The organism is Sulfolobus sp. E5-1-F, assembly GCF_009601705.1.
GTDB lineage: Archaea > Thermoproteota > Thermoprotei_A > Sulfolobales > Sulfolobaceae > Saccharolobus.
Genome location: NZ_CP045687.1, coordinates 307,000 through 323,739 on the forward strand (window position 1 = coordinate 307,000; position 16,740 = coordinate 323,739).

The following is a 16,740-nucleotide window of genomic DNA, read 5'->3' on the forward strand; positions in this document are numbered from 1 at the left end:
TTTCACCCTTCGCTTAAAATTAAATCAATTCTTTCCACGTTTCCAGTGTATGACCCCAACCTAGCATCCCATGGTATTCTTACCAATGCTGGACTTTTCATTATTGACATAAGCCCACTTACTATTACGTGCCCAGTCTCTAATGACGTTAAATTTCTAGTTAACGATTCTGGTAAACCACCTGAAGCAGACATCACATACTTTACGTCCTCGTGATATATTCTATGAAAGAAGAAGGTGTTAATCATAGATAATACGTATTTATCTATAAATGCTGGTCTTTGACTTACCAGAATTAAAGAAGCTCCAAATTTCCTTCCTTGAGTTGCCAATGTTACCAATACGTCTTTTGTTAAATTGGCGTTTACTGGATAATCAACAGAAGGTATGTAGTTTTGTGCCTCTTCTATTACAAATCCCAAAAATCTTTGATTGCCGTTATATTTGGATTTTGTAAGATAATTGAAGATCAATCTAGTTATGTAACTCACGATGAGTTGTTTTGTAAGGATATCTATACCGGGTGAACCCTCAGCTGAGAAGTCTATGATTGCCAAACCTCTATTTCTCCAAATTACTTCTAGTGTACTTTCAGTTAAAGAGGCAGAAGAGCTAACCAGTTGTAGCTTGCTAATCACCTTGTTTTTGAATATTTCTAATGCACTCGCGATTCCTCTAGCTGTGCTCGTTGTTATTCCGATATCTTTATTTTGAGCCATAGTAAGAATCTCATTTTTTAGGTTCTCGATTCCTATCGTAGTTCCTAAAAGTGTATTATATTCCCTATTCTCGTGATTTGCTAGAACTTGCTCTAGGAAATTTAGCTGTAAGGTATTATATGAAGCCTCTCCATATTTTAGAGACATAATGAATTCAGATAATTCTCTAGGCGTGAACATGGACAAATCTATTGTAAGCTTAATGTCATTTTGTTCCTTAGGATCCTTTAGTATATATCTCTTTATCCAACCCCTTCCCTTAGATACTACGTCAAGATTTGTTGAAGCTAAATCTATGTAGTCTCCGTTTGCGTCAACTACAATCATTGGTAAGGCTGTAATTTTATCTCCTATTTTTATGTTAGATAGGAGCTTGATTAAATATCTCATATTGTAACTCTTTCCACTCCCTGTTTCCCCAAAAACTCCTACATGCATGGTTATCGCATTAAGGTCTAGCAATAAAGGTATTTCAGAACCTGCCAAAGCCCCATACTCAACTAATCCTTTTTTGCTTTTTATACCATAAAACGAAAGTAGGTCTTTCTCATTCTTTATTTCTGGTAATCTTCTTACAAAAGAGCCCGGTTTAGGAGTAGTGTTATGATCATATTTTTTTATTAAGTGCAAAGTAGCCTTTATTATTGTGTTCATGTCTAAAATCTGATATATTGATGGTTCTTTTAGTATTGACTTAGCTATATCTCCCTTTTCGTCAAAGAATTCATTTAGAAATTCATAGTTCTCAACTCTGACTAATGAAAGTTTATCGGAATCATCAATTAATAACAACTGTCCTATGTTTATTTCCTCGTCAGCCCTAATTAGACCTTGCAACTCATTTGCTTCGCTTTTCTGCAGTACTATTCCTATTATCTCTCCCTTTTCCATCACTATTTAGCATTATTTAAGAATGTTTTTAAACGATTAAGCTGCTAGGATTATGACGAAATGCTCGCTATTACATTAGAAATGGTCTTGAAAGCTAACCTACCGTATGGGTAAATTGTTATTTTTAAATTTGAGATTTCAGCTGATCTTTTCACTATTTCGTAGTGATGCTTAGGTAGTATACCTATTAACCTCTTGTGCAACTTACTTATTTTTAAGAGGGGTTTAGTTAGTAATATTATAAATTCTTCTTTCTCCTCTTTACTCATAAGTCTTGGTGGATAATCGTAATTATTGAACGGATAACATTCCTCTAATTCTTTAGGCACTAATAACATTGGTTCCGATACTGAATAGACTTGCACTTTTTCCTCTAAATTATATTTGTTTAATGTAGCATAGGCTATTTTGTGGGTAGGGGAGCGTGAATAAGGCTTAACTACTGTACAAGGTAATAGCAATCCAATTTCCTTATTTGAACTCCAATTTTCAAGGAAATAACTATGCCATCTCATTACTACTGGGTGTTTGAATAAATCATCTATATTATCTTTTTTAGATATTCTAGTAAAATCAGGCTTAAGATATTCATATAGTTGCTCGCATGCAGAGCTCATTTACCTCTTCCTCTATCTCATCTTCTGAAAAGTTATCTAGCTTTTTAGAATATTCTATTAATGGATTGTTAATTTCATATTCTGAATTTAAGAGTACCCATGCATTAATTAAACTTCTGTCTATCCAATTATCAAGTCTAATTGGAAATGGATATTTTGTCCTATCTAAGAATGATAATAGAGTCTCTAATTCTTCTTCACTCGCTCTCTTAGTCCCCCAAACTATTTTTCTTTCACCAACGTATCTTTCTCCTTTACCGGGTATAATTACCATGCCATGTATTCCCTTTATTCTGTAGGTTGAGGTATCTACACTATCAGCGTTAAAGTAGACTTTTCTCATGAACGGTGATCCAGCTCCCAATACGTGGATTTTTCCTTTCCATAATTTTCTCACTAGATGATATATTCCTACTGCAATTTTTTTGTTACCATTTTTATTAAGGGTAGGAGGTATTATTCCACCAAATGCCACCAGATCAGTGTATTGGGAGTAGAAGTCTATAGCTATCTTTATTGATTCTACGTCATAAGCGTGTATAACTGGTACTATCTTCTTATCAAAAACCGAATATAGATATTCAAAGTATTTATAATTTAATTCTGAAGGTTTATGGCAAGGGTTTGACGGTATATCGAGGCTCATGTATTGTGTAGCATTTAGGATTTTATATTTCTCAACAACTTTTTCTATATTAACCTTTATTCCTTTTACCATTATTTGATATCCTCCAGAGTCCACCCATGTCTCATTTTCCCAAGACAGACTATTCCAATTTAATTGGTTTACCATTAATGGTTGTTTAAACGTCCAAACTGGGATTTTCATGTCAGGTATACCTAGTATTATCTTCATCTTTCCTGATATTGGTATTACTACAGGGTTAAAACCCCATCTTATAATAATACTTTATTGTGAGGTTTAGCCTTATACATTTTAGTTAACGAAAATATTACGTAAATGCTATAGCATGTCAGGGAAACAACCCATCATCACCTTTTCAGTTAAGGTTGGTTTCCTCATACATTATGATCATTGTTTTTAGTTACTATTATCAGTTACGCTTCACTGACTGTTAGATATTAGACACGGGCTTATTGTGCTTAAGAGTGCAAAAATCCTTATATATATTACAATATTACTATTTATAGCAAATATTATTGGTAATGCGTATATAGTTAATGTAAAAATCTTAAGTCCTTTTCCGGTCACATTACTGATTTCTGATTCCCATGGTGTTAAATTAGTTTCTTCCAACCAAACTCTAAACGTTAACAGTTCAAATTTAACGATTCTAGCGTATGTTTTAGCCCCTTATTCGTATTCCATATATATTAACGGAAATAGGACTAGTGAATTCAACGTTAATTTGCCCAACTACTCTGAATTCAACCTCACAGTATTCGTTATTCCTAGTTACGCTTTTTTAAGAGTTACTGTAGTCGGAAAAGGCACAGTTTATATTGAATTAGATAATGGTAGTATTATTTCAGTTAGGAACTCCTCTGTGGTCAAACTATATAATGGGTCTAACGTTCTTCTTGAGGCTAGCGGAGATCTTCTAAATTGGTCAAATGGGGCTCATACCATGACGCTTTGGTACGCAGTTAATGGTAACTCAACAATTACAGCTTTTTTTAGTAATTCTAGTATTCTTCTAAGGGCTGGTACTATTAAACCTATAATAAACTACACAGAAATAGGACTTAGTTTATTTGCGATAGGATTTTTTGTATTATATAAAATATATTCTAGAAAGGACCAAGATACTAATGTTTGATAACAACTTTTAAATGTGAACTCGTTACTAAAAATATTAGAATGAATGAGAGATTAAGGAATTCTCAAAGTGGCTATTTGAGGAAAGCAATAAATCATCCAATAAATTGGTATACTTGGTCTAATGAAATATTTGAAATTGCGAAAAAGGAAGATAAGCCGATACTTATTGATGTAGGTGCTGCTTGGTGTCATTGGTGTAATGTTATGGATGAAGATACCTATTCAAACCCAGAAATAGTTAAGATAGTTAACGAGAATTTCATTCCAGTTAAAGTTGATCGAGATGAAATGCCTGATCTGGATAGACTATTACAAAACACAGCCATGGCAATAACAGGTGAGTCTGGGTGGCCTTTAACTATATTCATGACACCAGAGGGAAAGGTTTTCTTTGGCGGAACTTACTTTCCTCCGGAGGATAGGTACGGAAGAATAGGCTTTAAGACATTATTGATAGAGATTTTGAGAATATGGAGAGAAGATAGAAATCAAATATTATCATCTTCAATAGACCCTAATACACTAATTCCTAGAAATAGTGGCGGAGTTCTAAGTTCAAGTATTTTAGATGACGCGTTTTCTTATATAACATCCTACTTTGATATTGAATATGGTGGATTAGGGTTTGGAGCTAAATTTCCACATCCTTTTGTGGACTTACTATTCCTCAACTATAGTGCTACCAGGGGAGATGATTTAGGTAAGAAACTTGGTCTATTTACCTTAAGGAAAATGTATTATGGTGGGATTTTTGATCAAGTTGGTGGGGGATTTCATAGATATACTGTTGACAGAGAATGGAAATTACCTCATTTTGAGAAACTACTTATAGATAATGCTGAATTGATTTATGATTATTTTACTTATTATACTGCAACTAGTGACATAGAAATTCTAGATGCCTTACGAAATTCAGTTGATTTTGTTTTAAGAGAACTGTACATAGATGGGAAAGGTTTTGCTAATAGCTTGGATGCAGATAGTGAAGGCATAGAGGGCAAATATTATACGTGGACTGAGGATGAGCTTAAAGATGCGTTAGGAAGTGATTACAGTATCGCGATTAGAATATTCGACCTTAAAAATACTGTAGAAGTTGAGGGCAGAAAAGTTCTATTGAGAACAACTGAACTTAGGGACCTATCTAGGGTAACTGGTTTTCAAGTAAACGAAACAATAAAGAAGATAAATGAGATAAGGGCTAAATTATTGACATATAGAGAGCAAAATAGAAAAATGCCATATAGAGATGATAATACATACACTTATCCTAACGCAAGACTAGCAGAATCCATGCTGTATTCCTCATTAATTTTAAACGAGGGTATTAAGGAGGCTAAGCTTGTTCTGAGTAAGTTAGGAAAAACTGTTAGTAGAAGATTAGATGGCGGAAGAGCTGGATTACCAGAAGACTATGCCGCAGTACTTTTAGCAATTATTTCCGCATATGAGGTATTAGGTGAAGAAAAGTATTATGATTTAGCAATTGAACTTGGTAGAAATATTGAGAGCATTAAGCCTAACAATTTTACCGATATGCCTAATGAGTCTGCAAATTCAATGTACATTAAGGCATTATTCAAGTTATCTCTATTATCTGACGAGTTTAAAGTTGATGAAGGAAAAATTAAACCTCTAATTCCCTCTACAACAGCTGAAAATTCTCAATTTATTGCCGGTATAATTAATACTATCTCAAGCTATATTAATAATAGTATGGCTCATGTAGTAATTGTTGATGAGAAGGATGGACTAGCGGAAAGATTACATAAAGTTGCTTTACTTACATATTATCCCTTTAAATTAGTTGAAAGGATAGATGATAGCAGAACTGATTACGTTAGTTCAGTAATAAGAGCGATGATTAAATATAATGCGGGAAAGAGTAGGGCATATGTGTGCATAGGCAATACGTGCAGTATGCCGGTAAGTGAAGATGAAAAGGTTAAACAATTACTTAAAACCAAGCTTTAACATTTTTATTTATGGGAAGGTTAGATAATAAGAAAGTAGCTATTATAGGTGTAAGTGAAGGTTTAGGTTATGCAACGGCTTATTTTGCATTAAAAGAGGGTGCACAAGTTTGTATAAATGCGAGAAATGAAAATAAGCTAAAGAGAATGAAAGAGACTCTAAGTAAGTATGGTAATATCCAGTACGTAATTGGTGACGTCTCTAGTGCTGACGGTGCTAGGAATGTAATAGATAAGTGCGCGTCTCTCCTTAACGGAATAGACCATCTAGTGGTTACTGTTGGAGGATATGTTGAGGACACAATAGATAATTTTAGTGGATTAGAAGAGATGTTAACTAATCACATAAAAATTCCCCTTTATGTAATCAATTCATCTCTAAGGTTTCTTAGAGAAGGCTCTAGTGTAGTTTTAGTATCATCAATGAGTGGCATTGCTAAAGCCTCACCCGACCAATTATCCTATGCAGTAGCTAAAGCTGGCTTGGCTAAGGAGGTTGAGGTCCTAGCCTCAGAATTGTTAGGGAGGGGGATTAGGGTTAACGGTATTGCTCCAACTACTATAAGTGGAGAATTCCAACCTGAAAGAAATTGGAAGAAACTTAGAAAATTAGGTGATGATATGGCTCCTCCAGAGGATTTCGCAAGGATTATTATTTGGCTTTTAACTGACGAATCGGAATGGGTAGATGGAGTGGTAATACCAGTTCATGGTGGAGCAAGGTTAAAATAGGTGTCTATAGTGAGTAATATTGAAAATCTTATTGAAAGTGTAGGAGAGTTATGGAACAAGTATGTTAAACATGAATTCGTACTTAAAATGAGAGACGGGTCTCTTCCAGTAGATATTTTTAGATATTACCTTATACAAGATGGGAAATATGTAGAGGATATGCTAAGGGCATTGCTGATTGCCTCTAGCAAAGGTCCAATTGATAAAGTTACCAAGATACTTAATTTGGTTTTTTCTACTCGGGATAAGGGCTTAGAAATTCATAGTAGACTTTATTCTAAACTGAGTATTTCTAGAGATGAGATATTAAAAACTAGATACAATCTAATAAATTATGCGTATACGAGACATTTATACTACTATGCTAGTCTAGATTGGAATGAATTTTTGGTTGCATTGGCTCCATGTATGGTTGGATATAGTTTAATTGGCGATTATGTAGTTGAGTCTACTCACGAACTTTATAAAACATGGGCCTCATTTTATGCTTCAGATGAGTATAAGAAGAGAGTTGAGGCTATTCTTGATGCCTTAAACGAGATAAATATTACTGAAGGTCTTCTAGGTATATTTGTAGATTCTGTAAGGTTCGAGATAAGTTTCTGGGAGGCCTCTTTAAGGAAGGACCCTACGGTGTACTAGAAATGAGTTGGATAAGAGATACTAGTTTTCTTATGGAATGTGCTAAGAGTGGGAACATAAAGATCGAAATCAACGTTTCTAACTATTCAATGTCCTTTAATCTCCTTAACGGAAAATACAATTTATCGTTATTTTCGTCAGATAATATAAGAATATCATATGATGGTAATAGGCTAATTGATATGCATAACTTAAAAGTTTTGAAGGACAACGTTGCCAGAATACATATTTCTAATATGATTAGTAATATAGATAAACAACCTGGCTATAATGTATAATATTCCAGTGAAAATTCTAAATGAGAACCTAGAAGTAGTATTCAATCTTAATTTCTCATTGTTAAGTTGTTTAGATTACGGTTTAGATTATTTTCTAATCCATTTGACTAATGACTTTGCAAAGCAATCATCCCAATTTGATGTAGTAAAGAAGTTAAAATTAATACTAGGAAATGAAAAGGGGTGTATTAAGGCTATTTTAAGCTTATCTAACACCTACGAATCGGATTCTTTTTTGTTTTCTAATGATTGCATAAATTTTCAAGTTGACAAGAACGGATTCTCTAAATTCTTGAGAGATTATAGAATATTTAATGTAAAATATACAGAAGTTATAGATTATCTTAAACAAAGATTATGTCAGTAACTAGAGTACTTTTGTATATCATATCTGATAAACTCAAGACCTAATTTTTGTAATAATTCTCTTGCATGACTAGTTAAATCTGGTGACACGAGTATTCCTCTCACTTTATCTCCTTTTATTTCTCTTATATATAAGTAGTACCTATATAATTGTGAGATCGCACTCAGTTGAGCTTTACTTCTCTTTACTTCAATTATTACAAAATTACCTTTTTTATCTAACCCCACCAGATCTATTTTCCCATAAGGCGTATTATACTCTCTGGTTAACGGTACAAAGCCTTCTTCGATCATACTGGGATTTTGAATAATAGTATTTACCATGTCAATCTCCCTTCCTTTAATTATGAAATCTCCTTCCTTTACTTCAGCTGAAGTTATGTAAAATACCTCTTTCAAATCTATCTCTATTACTTCTTTTGGTCTTTTTCTTTGGGCGACTATCTTTAATGGATAATTGTTCATTATCTCTATTTTAGTTCCTGGTGGTTGCCAGTTTAACGGTTCTCTTTTCACACTTTCATGTATTATCACTGTACCATCTGGTTTCAATATTATTAACCTAGGCGATTCTGAAGCTACTGATTCGGCTCTTCCCTTATAACTCACCTTACATGTAGCGAAGAGTACTACAAGTTCTCTATAAATTCTCTCAGTCAAAAAGGAATAGGTTTCCGTATTGCTAGGATTTAGTAGTACCGAATACACAGTATTACCTATCCCTAATGCTTAAATACCTTACTGTATCACCCGATACTAATGGAATATTATGATTTAATACTTTATTTCCTTGTATTTGGAGTTGATATGCTAATAATTCTGCAAATGTATAATGAAATCAAAATGTGGAAAATGGTGAAAGGAAACTTCACAGGCAAAGTATCCATAATAATCCCGATAAAAGGCCTAGATATCGGACTGGAAAGAAATATAGAATCATTACTTTCGCAAGACTATCCATATCCTTATGAGATAATATACGTTGTAGAAAAGGGGGATAAGGTGGAGAATATTCTAAGAAAGTATAATGTCAAGATTGTTTACTCAGATTTTAATTGTGATTCATGTAGTGGTAAAATCAAGGCACAGATTTCTGGTCTATTAAGAGCCTCATATGATATCATAGTTTTTGCAGATTCGGATACATGGTATCCTAGATATTGGCTTAGAAATTTAATTTCACCATTGGACAAATATTATGCAACAACTACATTTTCTTGGCCATCTCCTTATAGAATCACCTTAAGCAACCTTATAAGAGCTGGGTTTTGGACATTAGGTTTCGAATCTCAATCACTCGAGAGTTCTAGATTTTTATGGGGAGGTTCAATAGCAATAAGAAGGGAATTCTTTGATGAAGAAGTTCTAGACGAACTATCTAAAGAATGGTGTGATGATTGTACATTGACTAGGATAATTAAGAGGAGGGGTGGCAAAATAGGCTTCGTGATGAGTGCAATTCCCCTTAATGTTTATGATGAGGATAGTCTGATAAGCTGGTCATCTCGGCAAATAATTACTATTCTAGCTTACTCGCCTAGAGGAGCAAAGGCGTATTTAATAGCAGGAACGTTCTTTACTTTAATTCTGATTTACTCTCTCGTTTATCTTAATATAATTACCTTTACCCCTTATTTACTATGGATAGTAAAGAATGTAATTAGAGGAATAAGATATCCTAAACAAGCACTAATTGCATCACTTATGACTATAATAGCAATACCTTATGCGTTATTTCTTATGGTGTTTAACTGGAATAGGAGAGAGGTTTATTGGAGAGGTAAAAAGTATATAGTAAAACCTTTAAGGGGGAAATGAAAGATACAAAGATGATGCTGATGTTCTACCCCTAAAGATTGATGATTGGAGGTGTGACGCTGAGATGATGAGGTCGAGTGCTATAGATAGATGATATAAGGACCACTTCTGATAATATAATATATGCAAAGTACTTCAGTAGAAATTTACCTAAACATTTATTCATTCAGACATGAGTTAGAACATTTTACCATAGATGAGAAAAGGGATGAGTGGTTAATTGTTAAAGATAGAGCTAATGAGAAGTATATTCTTAAAGAATTTTCTGATTACGGGATTTTAATATATCCTATTCATGATCTTAAAGATGATATATTATCTTCATTTTCCTTCCAACTCTCTTCAATTAGCAAACTTAAAGAAGTTCTTTATACACCAGAAAAATGGATTGATAGGTTAGACTTAAGAATAAATGATAATAGTATAGAAGTCACTTCATTAGTATTGGATTATTTGACCGGAATAGACATTATAAACTCGTTAATATCAAGCTATGGCTTCCAATATGCTCAATTAGATGATAGTTCCTTGATTATTAAAATACGAATATCTAGACCCTTAAATCACACTTCATTGGATTCCTATATTAGAGCGATTTATGATATGCTGAAATTATACTATAATGTGAAGAATGCACAAGAGGAAATTGCATCTAAGATTACTCTAAATTATATAAAAAGCATATAAAAACGTCTTCACTTTTGGTATACTATGCTATGGCTTGTAATGACTACCGGTAAATGTAACCTTAAATGTGATTACTGTGGAGGTTCTTTTCCATCTAACGTTGTACCTTATGATGTTAAATATGATATCAATATGCTAAAAAGACTGATAGAGAATGATAAGGATTCCACAGTAATATTCTATGGTGGAGAACCATTGCTTAATTATAAATTTATAATGGCCGTTTTAGATAACGTAAGAGCTAAGAGATATGGGATACAAACGAATGGCATTGCGTCAAGACTTCTCCCTGAAAAATATTGGAAGAAAATTAATGTCGTATTGTTATCTATAGATGGTAGAGAAGAAATTACTGACAAGCATAGGGGTAAGGGTATTTACAAAGCGGTATTACGAACAGCAAAATACCTTAAGGATCTGGGTGTTGAAACTATAGCTAGAATGACAGTTACACAAGATACCGACATCTTTGCTGATGTTATGCATTTAATAAATTTAGGGTTATTTGATAAGGTGCATTGGCAATTAGATGTGATATGGAGTGAGGAATGGGATTTTAAAAGTTGGTCTTTTTCATACTTGAATGGGATAAAACGGCTGACTGACTATTTCCTTTCAGAACTAAGAAAGGGAAGGGTCGTTAAAATAATACCCATATTGGGTGTAATTAGTGCTCATTTCTTCGGGGGATATAAGGGTTCTCCTTGTGGTGCAGGATATTCCTCAGTTACCGTCACACCTGATGGGAGAATACTTTCTTGTCCGATAGCGGTCAGGGAGAAATGGGCTGAATTAGGTAACGTAAGTTTAGGGTATAAGCTCTTAGAGGATCCATTACCAGATGATTGCAAGAGATGTGAGTTTAAACAATACTGTGGTGGAAGATGCTTATATGCACAAAAGGAGAGATACTGGGGAGAAGAGGGGTTTAAGGCTGTAGATGAGGTTAATAAGGAATATCTTCGTACGGTACTCTCAATAATACCAGAAATTGAAAGGATTATCAGAGACGGTAAAATAAGGCTTAGCGATTTGTATTATAATCCAATACTTGATTCAACTGAGATCATACCTTAAAAACTCATTGTGTACAATATATTATATGAGTGTTAAGTTTGAGGAAAGCAGTAGATTGTTAGAGACGATAAAAAGTATGATAGCCTCTGCTACTTCTTCTATTTTAATAGTTACATATGGTATTGATCAAGACGCCGCTTCTGAAATACTGAATAAAGCAGCAAGTGGAGTTAATACAGTCCTAGTAACAGCTGATAAGGATTGGGCAAGATGGTTAAAAAACCAATCCGAGGCTTATAAGAAGGATGAAGAGAACAGATTATATAAAGAGCTGAGAAGAAATGAGGCTATTTACGTGCAAATAATTTATTTCACCTTAATTATTTCTATAGCTATCGCCATAATGGATATTGTCCTCTATTTCGTGATAGGTAACCTCATATATTACGATGTTCCTTTGTCTTTAATTGCTATAGGGATCCTAATTTACTATGGAATAAGAAAGAGAAGGGAAGCTCTATCCCAAATTAGCATATTGAGGGAGAGTATTCAGAACTTTGTACAAGAGGTAGGTCAAATCAGAGATAAGATAAAAGAAAAATTGAAAATTATAGAAATTGATAAACAAGTTTCCTTTTCAATTGTTTCTTGTGATGATAAAACCATTCTATTCTCTGCACCTCTTAAGTTTTCAATAGAGAAACCTTCTGTTCATGCAGTTATGGAAATCTCTAAACAACTTGCAGATCAGCTAGTTAATCTTATATCAAAAATAGGCTAGAAAGATTTAGAGCAGCATAATATATAATACGTCTTAGTAATTAATATCATGTTGGACTTTAATGTTTTTATAATATTTATATTTTTAATGCGAATATATGAATAAAATGAAAATCTTATCTAGATATGTGAATTGTTGCCTCCTACTAATTCACTATATAGCTCGTCAATTTTCCTCACTAGTGTATTGTTACTAACTCCTCTCGCGAAAGCCATTATTGTTGATCCTCCAGCTCCTACTCCCTCCTTTACATAACCTTTTTCATACGCTCTTATTCCTTCATAGGCAGAAATTGAAAGATCTAATATGCTTACCAATACTTTAACTCCTACTTGTTTTGCTAAACCTAACATGTCTGCAGATTTATCTTCAACTATCCACTTTGTAGTGCCAATTGTTATATCCTTCACCTTATTCTTATTGAATTCTTTAACTATAGCAGCCGCAGCTGTCATTTGAGTTCCTCCAGCTAGTAAAATCTTTCCTCTAAATCCTAAAGATATTCCTGCTACGCCAAATAGGACAGGGTCTGATACTTTAGCTAATCTTTGTAATGGATCTGTTGGCAAATTCCTCAAAGCTTCTTCAACAACTTTTCTCTTTAATTCCTTCGGATTATCAGGAGATGCAGAACTTACTTTATCCATTGCGTCATAGCCTAATGCTAAAAGGCTAGCCATAGCCGTAGTCGTTCCGGCCGGTATTGATTCTCCTATCATAATAAGTTCATATTCATTAGATAGTTCTTCGCCTAATTTGATACCATTCTCGACTATAGTATTTACTTTCTCTATGGAGAGTGCTTGTTTCCTAATATCCTTTCCGGGCTCACCTTGAAGATCTATATATGGAATCTTAGGTAGTATTCTACTACCTGCATTTACTACAATTTTTAAAGGGTTTATGAAGGATAGTGATGCTCTTGTCAACAAAGCAGGAGTTGGTATTCCAGTAGGACTAACTGGAATAGAATTTATACTTTTACATTTACCCAGAAGTACGTATTCGGCATCAGCTGCAGGGGTAAAGTGAGTTAATTCTGGTGTTGCTCCAGCTATGGTTAATCCTGGGATTAAACTGACGTCAGTAGTTCCTATTACCAATATATAAGCGAAGTCTTTGTTTAAGATAGAGGTTTCCGCTCCATAATATTCCTTAATCATTTTCGGTGCATATAAATAATTTTCACGTATATAAAAATTTGTGAGCTTTTGGGAGTATTATAGAATGATTGAAAAGGGAACATTAGTAAGTCTCGAGGAGTTCAAAAGAGACCAAAAGTTAAAGGAAAGTGTTAAGAATGGAATAAAAGGTTTAGTAGAGTTACTTTTTCAAAAGGCAGGTATGATAATCAAATTTACTTCTAATGATGATTTGATATTTCAATTAATGAAGTTAGGATTAATTTCAGCCACTTTGGCTCAAGAGCTTCTCGATATTCTTAAAATTGTTAATAATCTAGATAATATTGATGACGAAATTTTACACAGTATGCTTGTAAGAATTATGGAAGACGTCGAAGAGGCCATAAATAGTATAGATAAATATATGGCTAAAAATTCTAGTTAATTTTCCTCTCAATTTCTAAAATTTTCTCGATAGTCTTTTGCACTTCTTCCTCAGTATTATAGAAATGGGTAGATATTCTTATGCCTTCTCCTCTTGGAGATACTATTATGTTTTCCTTTAATAGTTCTTTAGCAACTTCTTTAGGTCTTTTAACCTTTACTATCACAATTCCAGCTCTCTTTTCCTCTGGAGTGATTACCTCCATGTTATGGTCCTTCGCTAGTCTTATTGCAAATTGGGAAAGATACGTTACTGAACTCTCAATTAATTCCATATTTTCACTTATTATTTCGCAAGACTTGGCAAGCGATAAGTTTGCAGCTATATCTACTGTACCTATTTCAAACCTTCTGGGACCTTTTTCTAATGTAAACTTATTGGGATTGAAATCCAAGTAATCAGCACTGGTTTTCCATCCATAGAACGGTGGATCTTCTATTAATCCTCTTTTAACGTAAATAAATCCGGATCCTTGTGGGCTCATTAACCACTTATATCCTCCTGCTATAGCGAAATCCACGTCAAGTTCCTTTACATTTATTCTGGTTGCACCAGCACTTTGTATGATATCTAATAGAACTAACGCGTCATTCTCCCTTGCTGCTTTTACTATTTTTTTAACGTCTACTTTTAAGCCAGTATTAAAACTAACATGACTTATTGCAATAAGTTTAGTATTTTTATTAATATTTGATATTATATCTTCCTCAAAGGTGTAAGGATTAGTTTCTATTATATTTACCTTTACTCCCTTCTTTACTAACTTGAAAAATGGATATACTACAGTTGGAAACTCGAGATTATCTGTTATTATATTATCATCTCTCTTCCATTCTAGCCCATGTGCAACTAAGTTTACTCCATAACTAGTATTTGGAATCAATGAAATCTCATCTGGGTATGCTCCTATTAAATTGGCTATTCTAGTCCTTATGTGATACAGTTCGTCTTCTTCCTCTTCATTAACAGCTATACTTCCCCTATTTGCAACTTCATATAAGTATCTGTAAGCCTCAAATAATGATGGTAAAGGTGTAGGGGAAATTGCTGCATGATTTAAATATACATATTTTCTCGTAACAAGCACATTTTCCCTAAATTCCTTCGGATCTCTTAATCTCACTTTTGATCTCCTTTAATATTTCTGGGTCCTCCAATATAGTTTCATCTATTTCTTTATCCAATAATAAATCCCTCAAAACTCTTCTGACTATTTTACCGCTTCGAGACTTAGGTAGCCTTTCCACCTTGTATATTTTGTCAATAATATATATTGGCCCTAACATTTCCCTAACTTTAGTTACTATTGTTTTTTCGTCTATATTTCCCACATAAAAAACTACTAATTTTTCGCCCTTTATCTCATCTGGTATTCCTACAGCAGCTGATTCAACTACTCCTTCCAAGGAATTTATTACACTTTCTACTTCTCCACTAGTTATTCTGTGCCCAGCTATCTTTATCATATCGTCATCTCTACCAACTATTTTCACATAACCTTTCTCATCAATTATCGCTAGATCCCCAGTATCATGAGCTTTAAATTTCTCAAAATAGCTTAAAAATTTGGCTTCGTCTTTCCAAATACCTATAAATTGAGTAGGGAATGGGGCTTTTGCTATTAGGTGGCCAACATGCCCTCTTAAACTTTTACCATATTCATCCACTGTATCCATAACTGCACCAGGGAATGGCAATCCCGCATAGCCTATTTTTGGTTCCACACTATCTAATGCATATGGATAGCCTATTACATAACCCAACTCAGTTTGCCCGTATACATCTGCAATTTTATCGGAGAATCTTAACGCGTATTTCCATGCAGTTTCATCCATCATCTCTCCAGCTGTAGCTATGAACTCTACTCTTGGCAGTTTTACATCTAATTTCTGTAAAGTTCTAAGAAGTGTGGGGGATGTAAATAGTACTTTAGGTTGTAATTCGTCAATTATTTTTGGTAATCTCTCTGGTGGATAATCTGGTGCTCCTTCCATAAATGCTAATGTGGAACCATGCATTAGAGTTCCATACATTATTCTTGAGAACGTTATCCATCCTACATCTGCAGTTGTTAGAACTATATCGTTGCTTTTCAATGAAAACATTAGGTCAAATACCGTATAATCCCCTACCATCCAAGCTCCATGTGGCAAGATCACACCTTTAGGTTTACCTGTTGTCCCGGAAGTATACATTATTTTTAGTGGTTCATTACTTTCTATTTTCTCAAATTCTTTATATTCCCTTGAATAATCAAATTGTGAATCTCTTGGAAGTACTATGTTGGCTAAGCTAGTGTACAGTTTTATTTCCTTTCCTCTTCTGAATGTCTTGTCCGCGGATATTACCAATTTAGGTTCCAGATCTGAAATTCTATTTGTAATGGCGTTTACTCCTAATCCTGCAAAGATAAGCGTGTAAATTACTCCTAGTCTAGCCGCAGCTAATATTGTAGCTATTGTATGTATTGAGTTAGGCATGTAAATTGCGATCCTATCTCCTCTTCTAATCCCTTTATCTAATAATAATCCACTAATCATTGAGCTCATATTGTTTAACTCATCGAAGGACACTTCATCTCCCTTGTATTTACCCTCCTGATAAAATATTAGCGCCTTCCCAGCGTGATTAAGTGAATTATATGCAATATTTGTAGTACCGTTAACGAACCATTTAGCTATGGGTAGTTGTTTATTTTTCTCAATTACTTTTTCCCATTTCTTAAAGAATGATAGTTTATTGGCAAAGGTTTCCCAGTAGTTTTCTGGTTTTTCTAAGGAAAGGTCGTAAAGCGTATAGTAGTCCATATCTTTTACTTATTATAACTTTTTAATTTGTTTTTATGATTATGAGAAGCGTGGTTATAT

At 33.9% G+C, this 16,740-nt stretch carries 16 protein-coding genes and 1 pseudogene; 10 read left to right on the forward strand and 7 right to left on the reverse strand.

Annotated features, from left to right (window positions below; all coding sequences use genetic code 11):
* Positions 1-2 precede the first annotated feature (2 nt).
* The 3 genes from GFS03_RS01620 to GFS03_RS01630 are packed head-to-tail and all read right to left on the reverse strand — an operon-like array spanning position 3 to position 3,083.
* A complete protein-coding gene (locus GFS03_RS01620) occupies positions 3-1,616 on the reverse strand; it encodes an ATP-binding protein (protein WP_153422191.1) in 1,614 nt (537 codons plus the stop codon).
* Positions 1,617-1,660: 44 nt separating this feature from the next.
* Positions 1,661-2,227: a DUF5591 domain-containing protein gene (locus GFS03_RS01625; protein WP_153422192.1), complete on the reverse strand. Its 567-nt coding sequence runs from the start codon at positions 2,225-2,227 to the stop codon at positions 1,661-1,663.
* Positions 2,199-3,083, reverse strand: coding sequence for a hypothetical protein (locus tag GFS03_RS01630; RefSeq protein WP_153422193.1), 885 nt, complete (start codon positions 3,081-3,083; stop codon positions 2,199-2,201). The genes GFS03_RS01625 and GFS03_RS01630 overlap by 29 nt, the downstream gene beginning before the upstream one ends.
* A 244-nt stretch (positions 3,084-3,327) precedes the next feature.
* Here GFS03_RS01630 and GFS03_RS01635 point away from each other — a divergent pair, with 244 nt between their 5' ends.
* The 5 genes and pseudogenes from GFS03_RS01635 (at position 3,328) to GFS03_RS01655 (ending at position 8,002) form a co-directional block, all read left to right on the forward strand.
* Entirely contained in the window at positions 3,328-4,008 is a 681-nt protein-coding gene (locus tag GFS03_RS01635) for a hypothetical protein (protein ID WP_153422194.1), read from the forward strand.
* Positions 4,009-4,049: 41 nt separating this feature from the next.
* Positions 4,050-5,984, forward strand: a complete 1,935-nt coding sequence (locus tag GFS03_RS01640; protein WP_153422195.1) for a thioredoxin domain-containing protein — start codon at positions 4,050-4,052, stop codon at positions 5,982-5,984.
* Between the two features lie 11 nt (positions 5,985-5,995).
* Entirely contained in the window at positions 5,996-6,715 is a 720-nt protein-coding gene (locus GFS03_RS01645; protein ID WP_153422196.1) for an SDR family NAD(P)-dependent oxidoreductase, read from the forward strand.
* Positions 6,716-7,357: a TenA family protein gene (locus tag GFS03_RS01650; RefSeq protein WP_153422197.1), complete on the forward strand. Its 642-nt coding sequence runs from the start codon at positions 6,716-6,718 to the stop codon at positions 7,355-7,357.
* Between the two features lie 2 nt (positions 7,358-7,359).
* Positions 7,360-8,002, forward strand: a pseudogene (locus tag GFS03_RS01655) (hypothetical protein).
* Here the strand turns inward: GFS03_RS01655 and nucS are convergent.
* On the reverse strand, positions 7,996-8,709 hold the full coding sequence (gene nucS / locus GFS03_RS01660; protein ID WP_153422198.1) for an endonuclease NucS: 714 nt from the start codon (positions 8,707-8,709) through the stop codon (positions 7,996-7,998). The pseudogene GFS03_RS01655 and the gene nucS sit on opposite strands and share 7 nt — an antisense overlap.
* A 51-nt stretch (positions 8,710-8,760) precedes the next feature.
* On the opposite strand from nucS, the gene GFS03_RS01665 reads away from it, so the two are divergent.
* The 4 genes from GFS03_RS01665 (at position 8,761) to GFS03_RS01680 (ending at position 12,304) form a co-directional block, all read left to right on the forward strand.
* Positions 8,761-9,819 (forward strand): glycosyltransferase, encoded by a 1,059-nt coding sequence (locus GFS03_RS01665; RefSeq protein WP_153422199.1) that lies wholly within the window; start codon positions 8,761-8,763, stop codon positions 9,817-9,819.
* A 123-nt stretch (positions 9,820-9,942) separates the two neighbouring features.
* Positions 9,943-10,506, forward strand: a complete 564-nt coding sequence (locus tag GFS03_RS01670) for a hypothetical protein (protein ID WP_153422200.1) — start codon at positions 9,943-9,945, stop codon at positions 10,504-10,506.
* A gap of 24 nt (positions 10,507-10,530) precedes the next feature.
* The gene (locus GFS03_RS01675) at positions 10,531-11,583 is read left to right on the forward strand and encodes a radical SAM/SPASM domain-containing protein (protein WP_153422201.1); all 1,053 of its coding nucleotides are present in this window, start codon (positions 10,531-10,533) and stop codon (positions 11,581-11,583) included.
* A gap of 25 nt (positions 11,584-11,608) precedes the next feature.
* A complete protein-coding gene (locus GFS03_RS01680; protein WP_153422202.1) occupies positions 11,609-12,304 on the forward strand; it encodes a hypothetical protein in 696 nt (231 codons plus the stop codon).
* Positions 12,305-12,423: 119 nt separating this feature from the next.
* On the opposite strand, the gene cobT is transcribed toward GFS03_RS01680, so the two are convergent.
* On the reverse strand, positions 12,424-13,467 hold the full coding sequence (gene cobT / locus GFS03_RS01685) for a nicotinate mononucleotide-dependent phosphoribosyltransferase CobT (RefSeq protein WP_153422203.1): 1,044 nt from the start codon (positions 13,465-13,467) through the stop codon (positions 12,424-12,426).
* A gap of 64 nt (positions 13,468-13,531) precedes the next feature.
* On the opposite strand from cobT, the gene GFS03_RS01690 reads away from it, so the two are divergent.
* A complete protein-coding gene (locus GFS03_RS01690) occupies positions 13,532-13,873 on the forward strand; it encodes a hypothetical protein (protein ID WP_153422204.1) in 342 nt (113 codons plus the stop codon).
* Here GFS03_RS01690 and GFS03_RS01695 read toward each other — a convergent pair.
* Together GFS03_RS01695 and GFS03_RS01700 are read right to left on the reverse strand one after the other, a co-directional pair.
* Positions 13,866-14,996: an aminotransferase class V-fold PLP-dependent enzyme gene (locus GFS03_RS01695; protein WP_153422205.1), complete on the reverse strand. Its 1,131-nt coding sequence runs from the start codon at positions 14,994-14,996 to the stop codon at positions 13,866-13,868. The two genes, GFS03_RS01690 and GFS03_RS01695, sit on opposite strands and share 8 nt — an antisense overlap.
* Complete coding sequence (locus GFS03_RS01700; RefSeq protein ID WP_153422206.1) at positions 14,968-16,680, reverse strand: AMP-binding protein; 1,713 nt, start codon at positions 16,678-16,680, stop codon at positions 14,968-14,970. The genes GFS03_RS01695 and GFS03_RS01700 overlap by 29 nt, the downstream gene beginning before the upstream one ends.
* Between the last annotated feature and the right edge of the window lie 60 nt (positions 16,681-16,740).

What these genes read in the sequence shown, in the direction of transcription:
- GFS03_RS01645 (WP_153422196.1), top strand. Translation starts at nt 5,996, where the DNA reads ATGGGAAGGTTAGATAATAAGAAAGTAGCTATTATAGGTGTAAGTGAA.
- GFS03_RS01690 (WP_153422204.1), top strand. Translation starts at nt 13,532, where the DNA reads ATGATTGAAAAGGGAACATTAGTAAGTCTCGAGGAGTTCAAAAGAGAC.
- GFS03_RS01640 (WP_153422195.1), top strand. Translation starts at nt 4,050, where the DNA reads ATGAATGAGAGATTAAGGAATTCTCAAAGTGGCTATTTGAGGAAAGCA.
- GFS03_RS01680 (WP_153422202.1), top strand. Translation starts at nt 11,609, where the DNA reads ATGAGTGTTAAGTTTGAGGAAAGCAGTAGATTGTTAGAGACGATAAAA.
- cobT (WP_153422203.1), bottom strand. Translation starts at nt 13,467, where the DNA reads ATGATTAAGGAATATTATGGAGCGGAAACCTCTATCTTAAACAAAGAC.
- GFS03_RS01630 (WP_153422193.1), bottom strand. Translation starts at nt 3,083, where the DNA reads ATGAAGATAATACTAGGTATACCTGACATGAAAATCCCAGTTTGGACG.
- GFS03_RS01625 (WP_153422192.1), bottom strand. Translation starts at nt 2,227, where the DNA reads ATGAGCTCTGCATGCGAGCAACTATATGAATATCTTAAGCCTGATTTT.
- GFS03_RS01700 (WP_153422206.1), bottom strand. Translation starts at nt 16,680, where the DNA reads ATGGACTACTATACGCTTTACGACCTTTCCTTAGAAAAACCAGAAAAC.
- GFS03_RS01670 (WP_153422200.1), top strand. Translation starts at nt 9,943, where the DNA reads ATGCAAAGTACTTCAGTAGAAATTTACCTAAACATTTATTCATTCAGA.
- GFS03_RS01665 (WP_153422199.1), top strand. Translation starts at nt 8,761, where the DNA reads ATGGAATATTATGATTTAATACTTTATTTCCTTGTATTTGGAGTTGAT.
- GFS03_RS01675 (WP_153422201.1), top strand. Translation starts at nt 10,531, where the DNA reads ATGCTATGGCTTGTAATGACTACCGGTAAATGTAACCTTAAATGTGAT.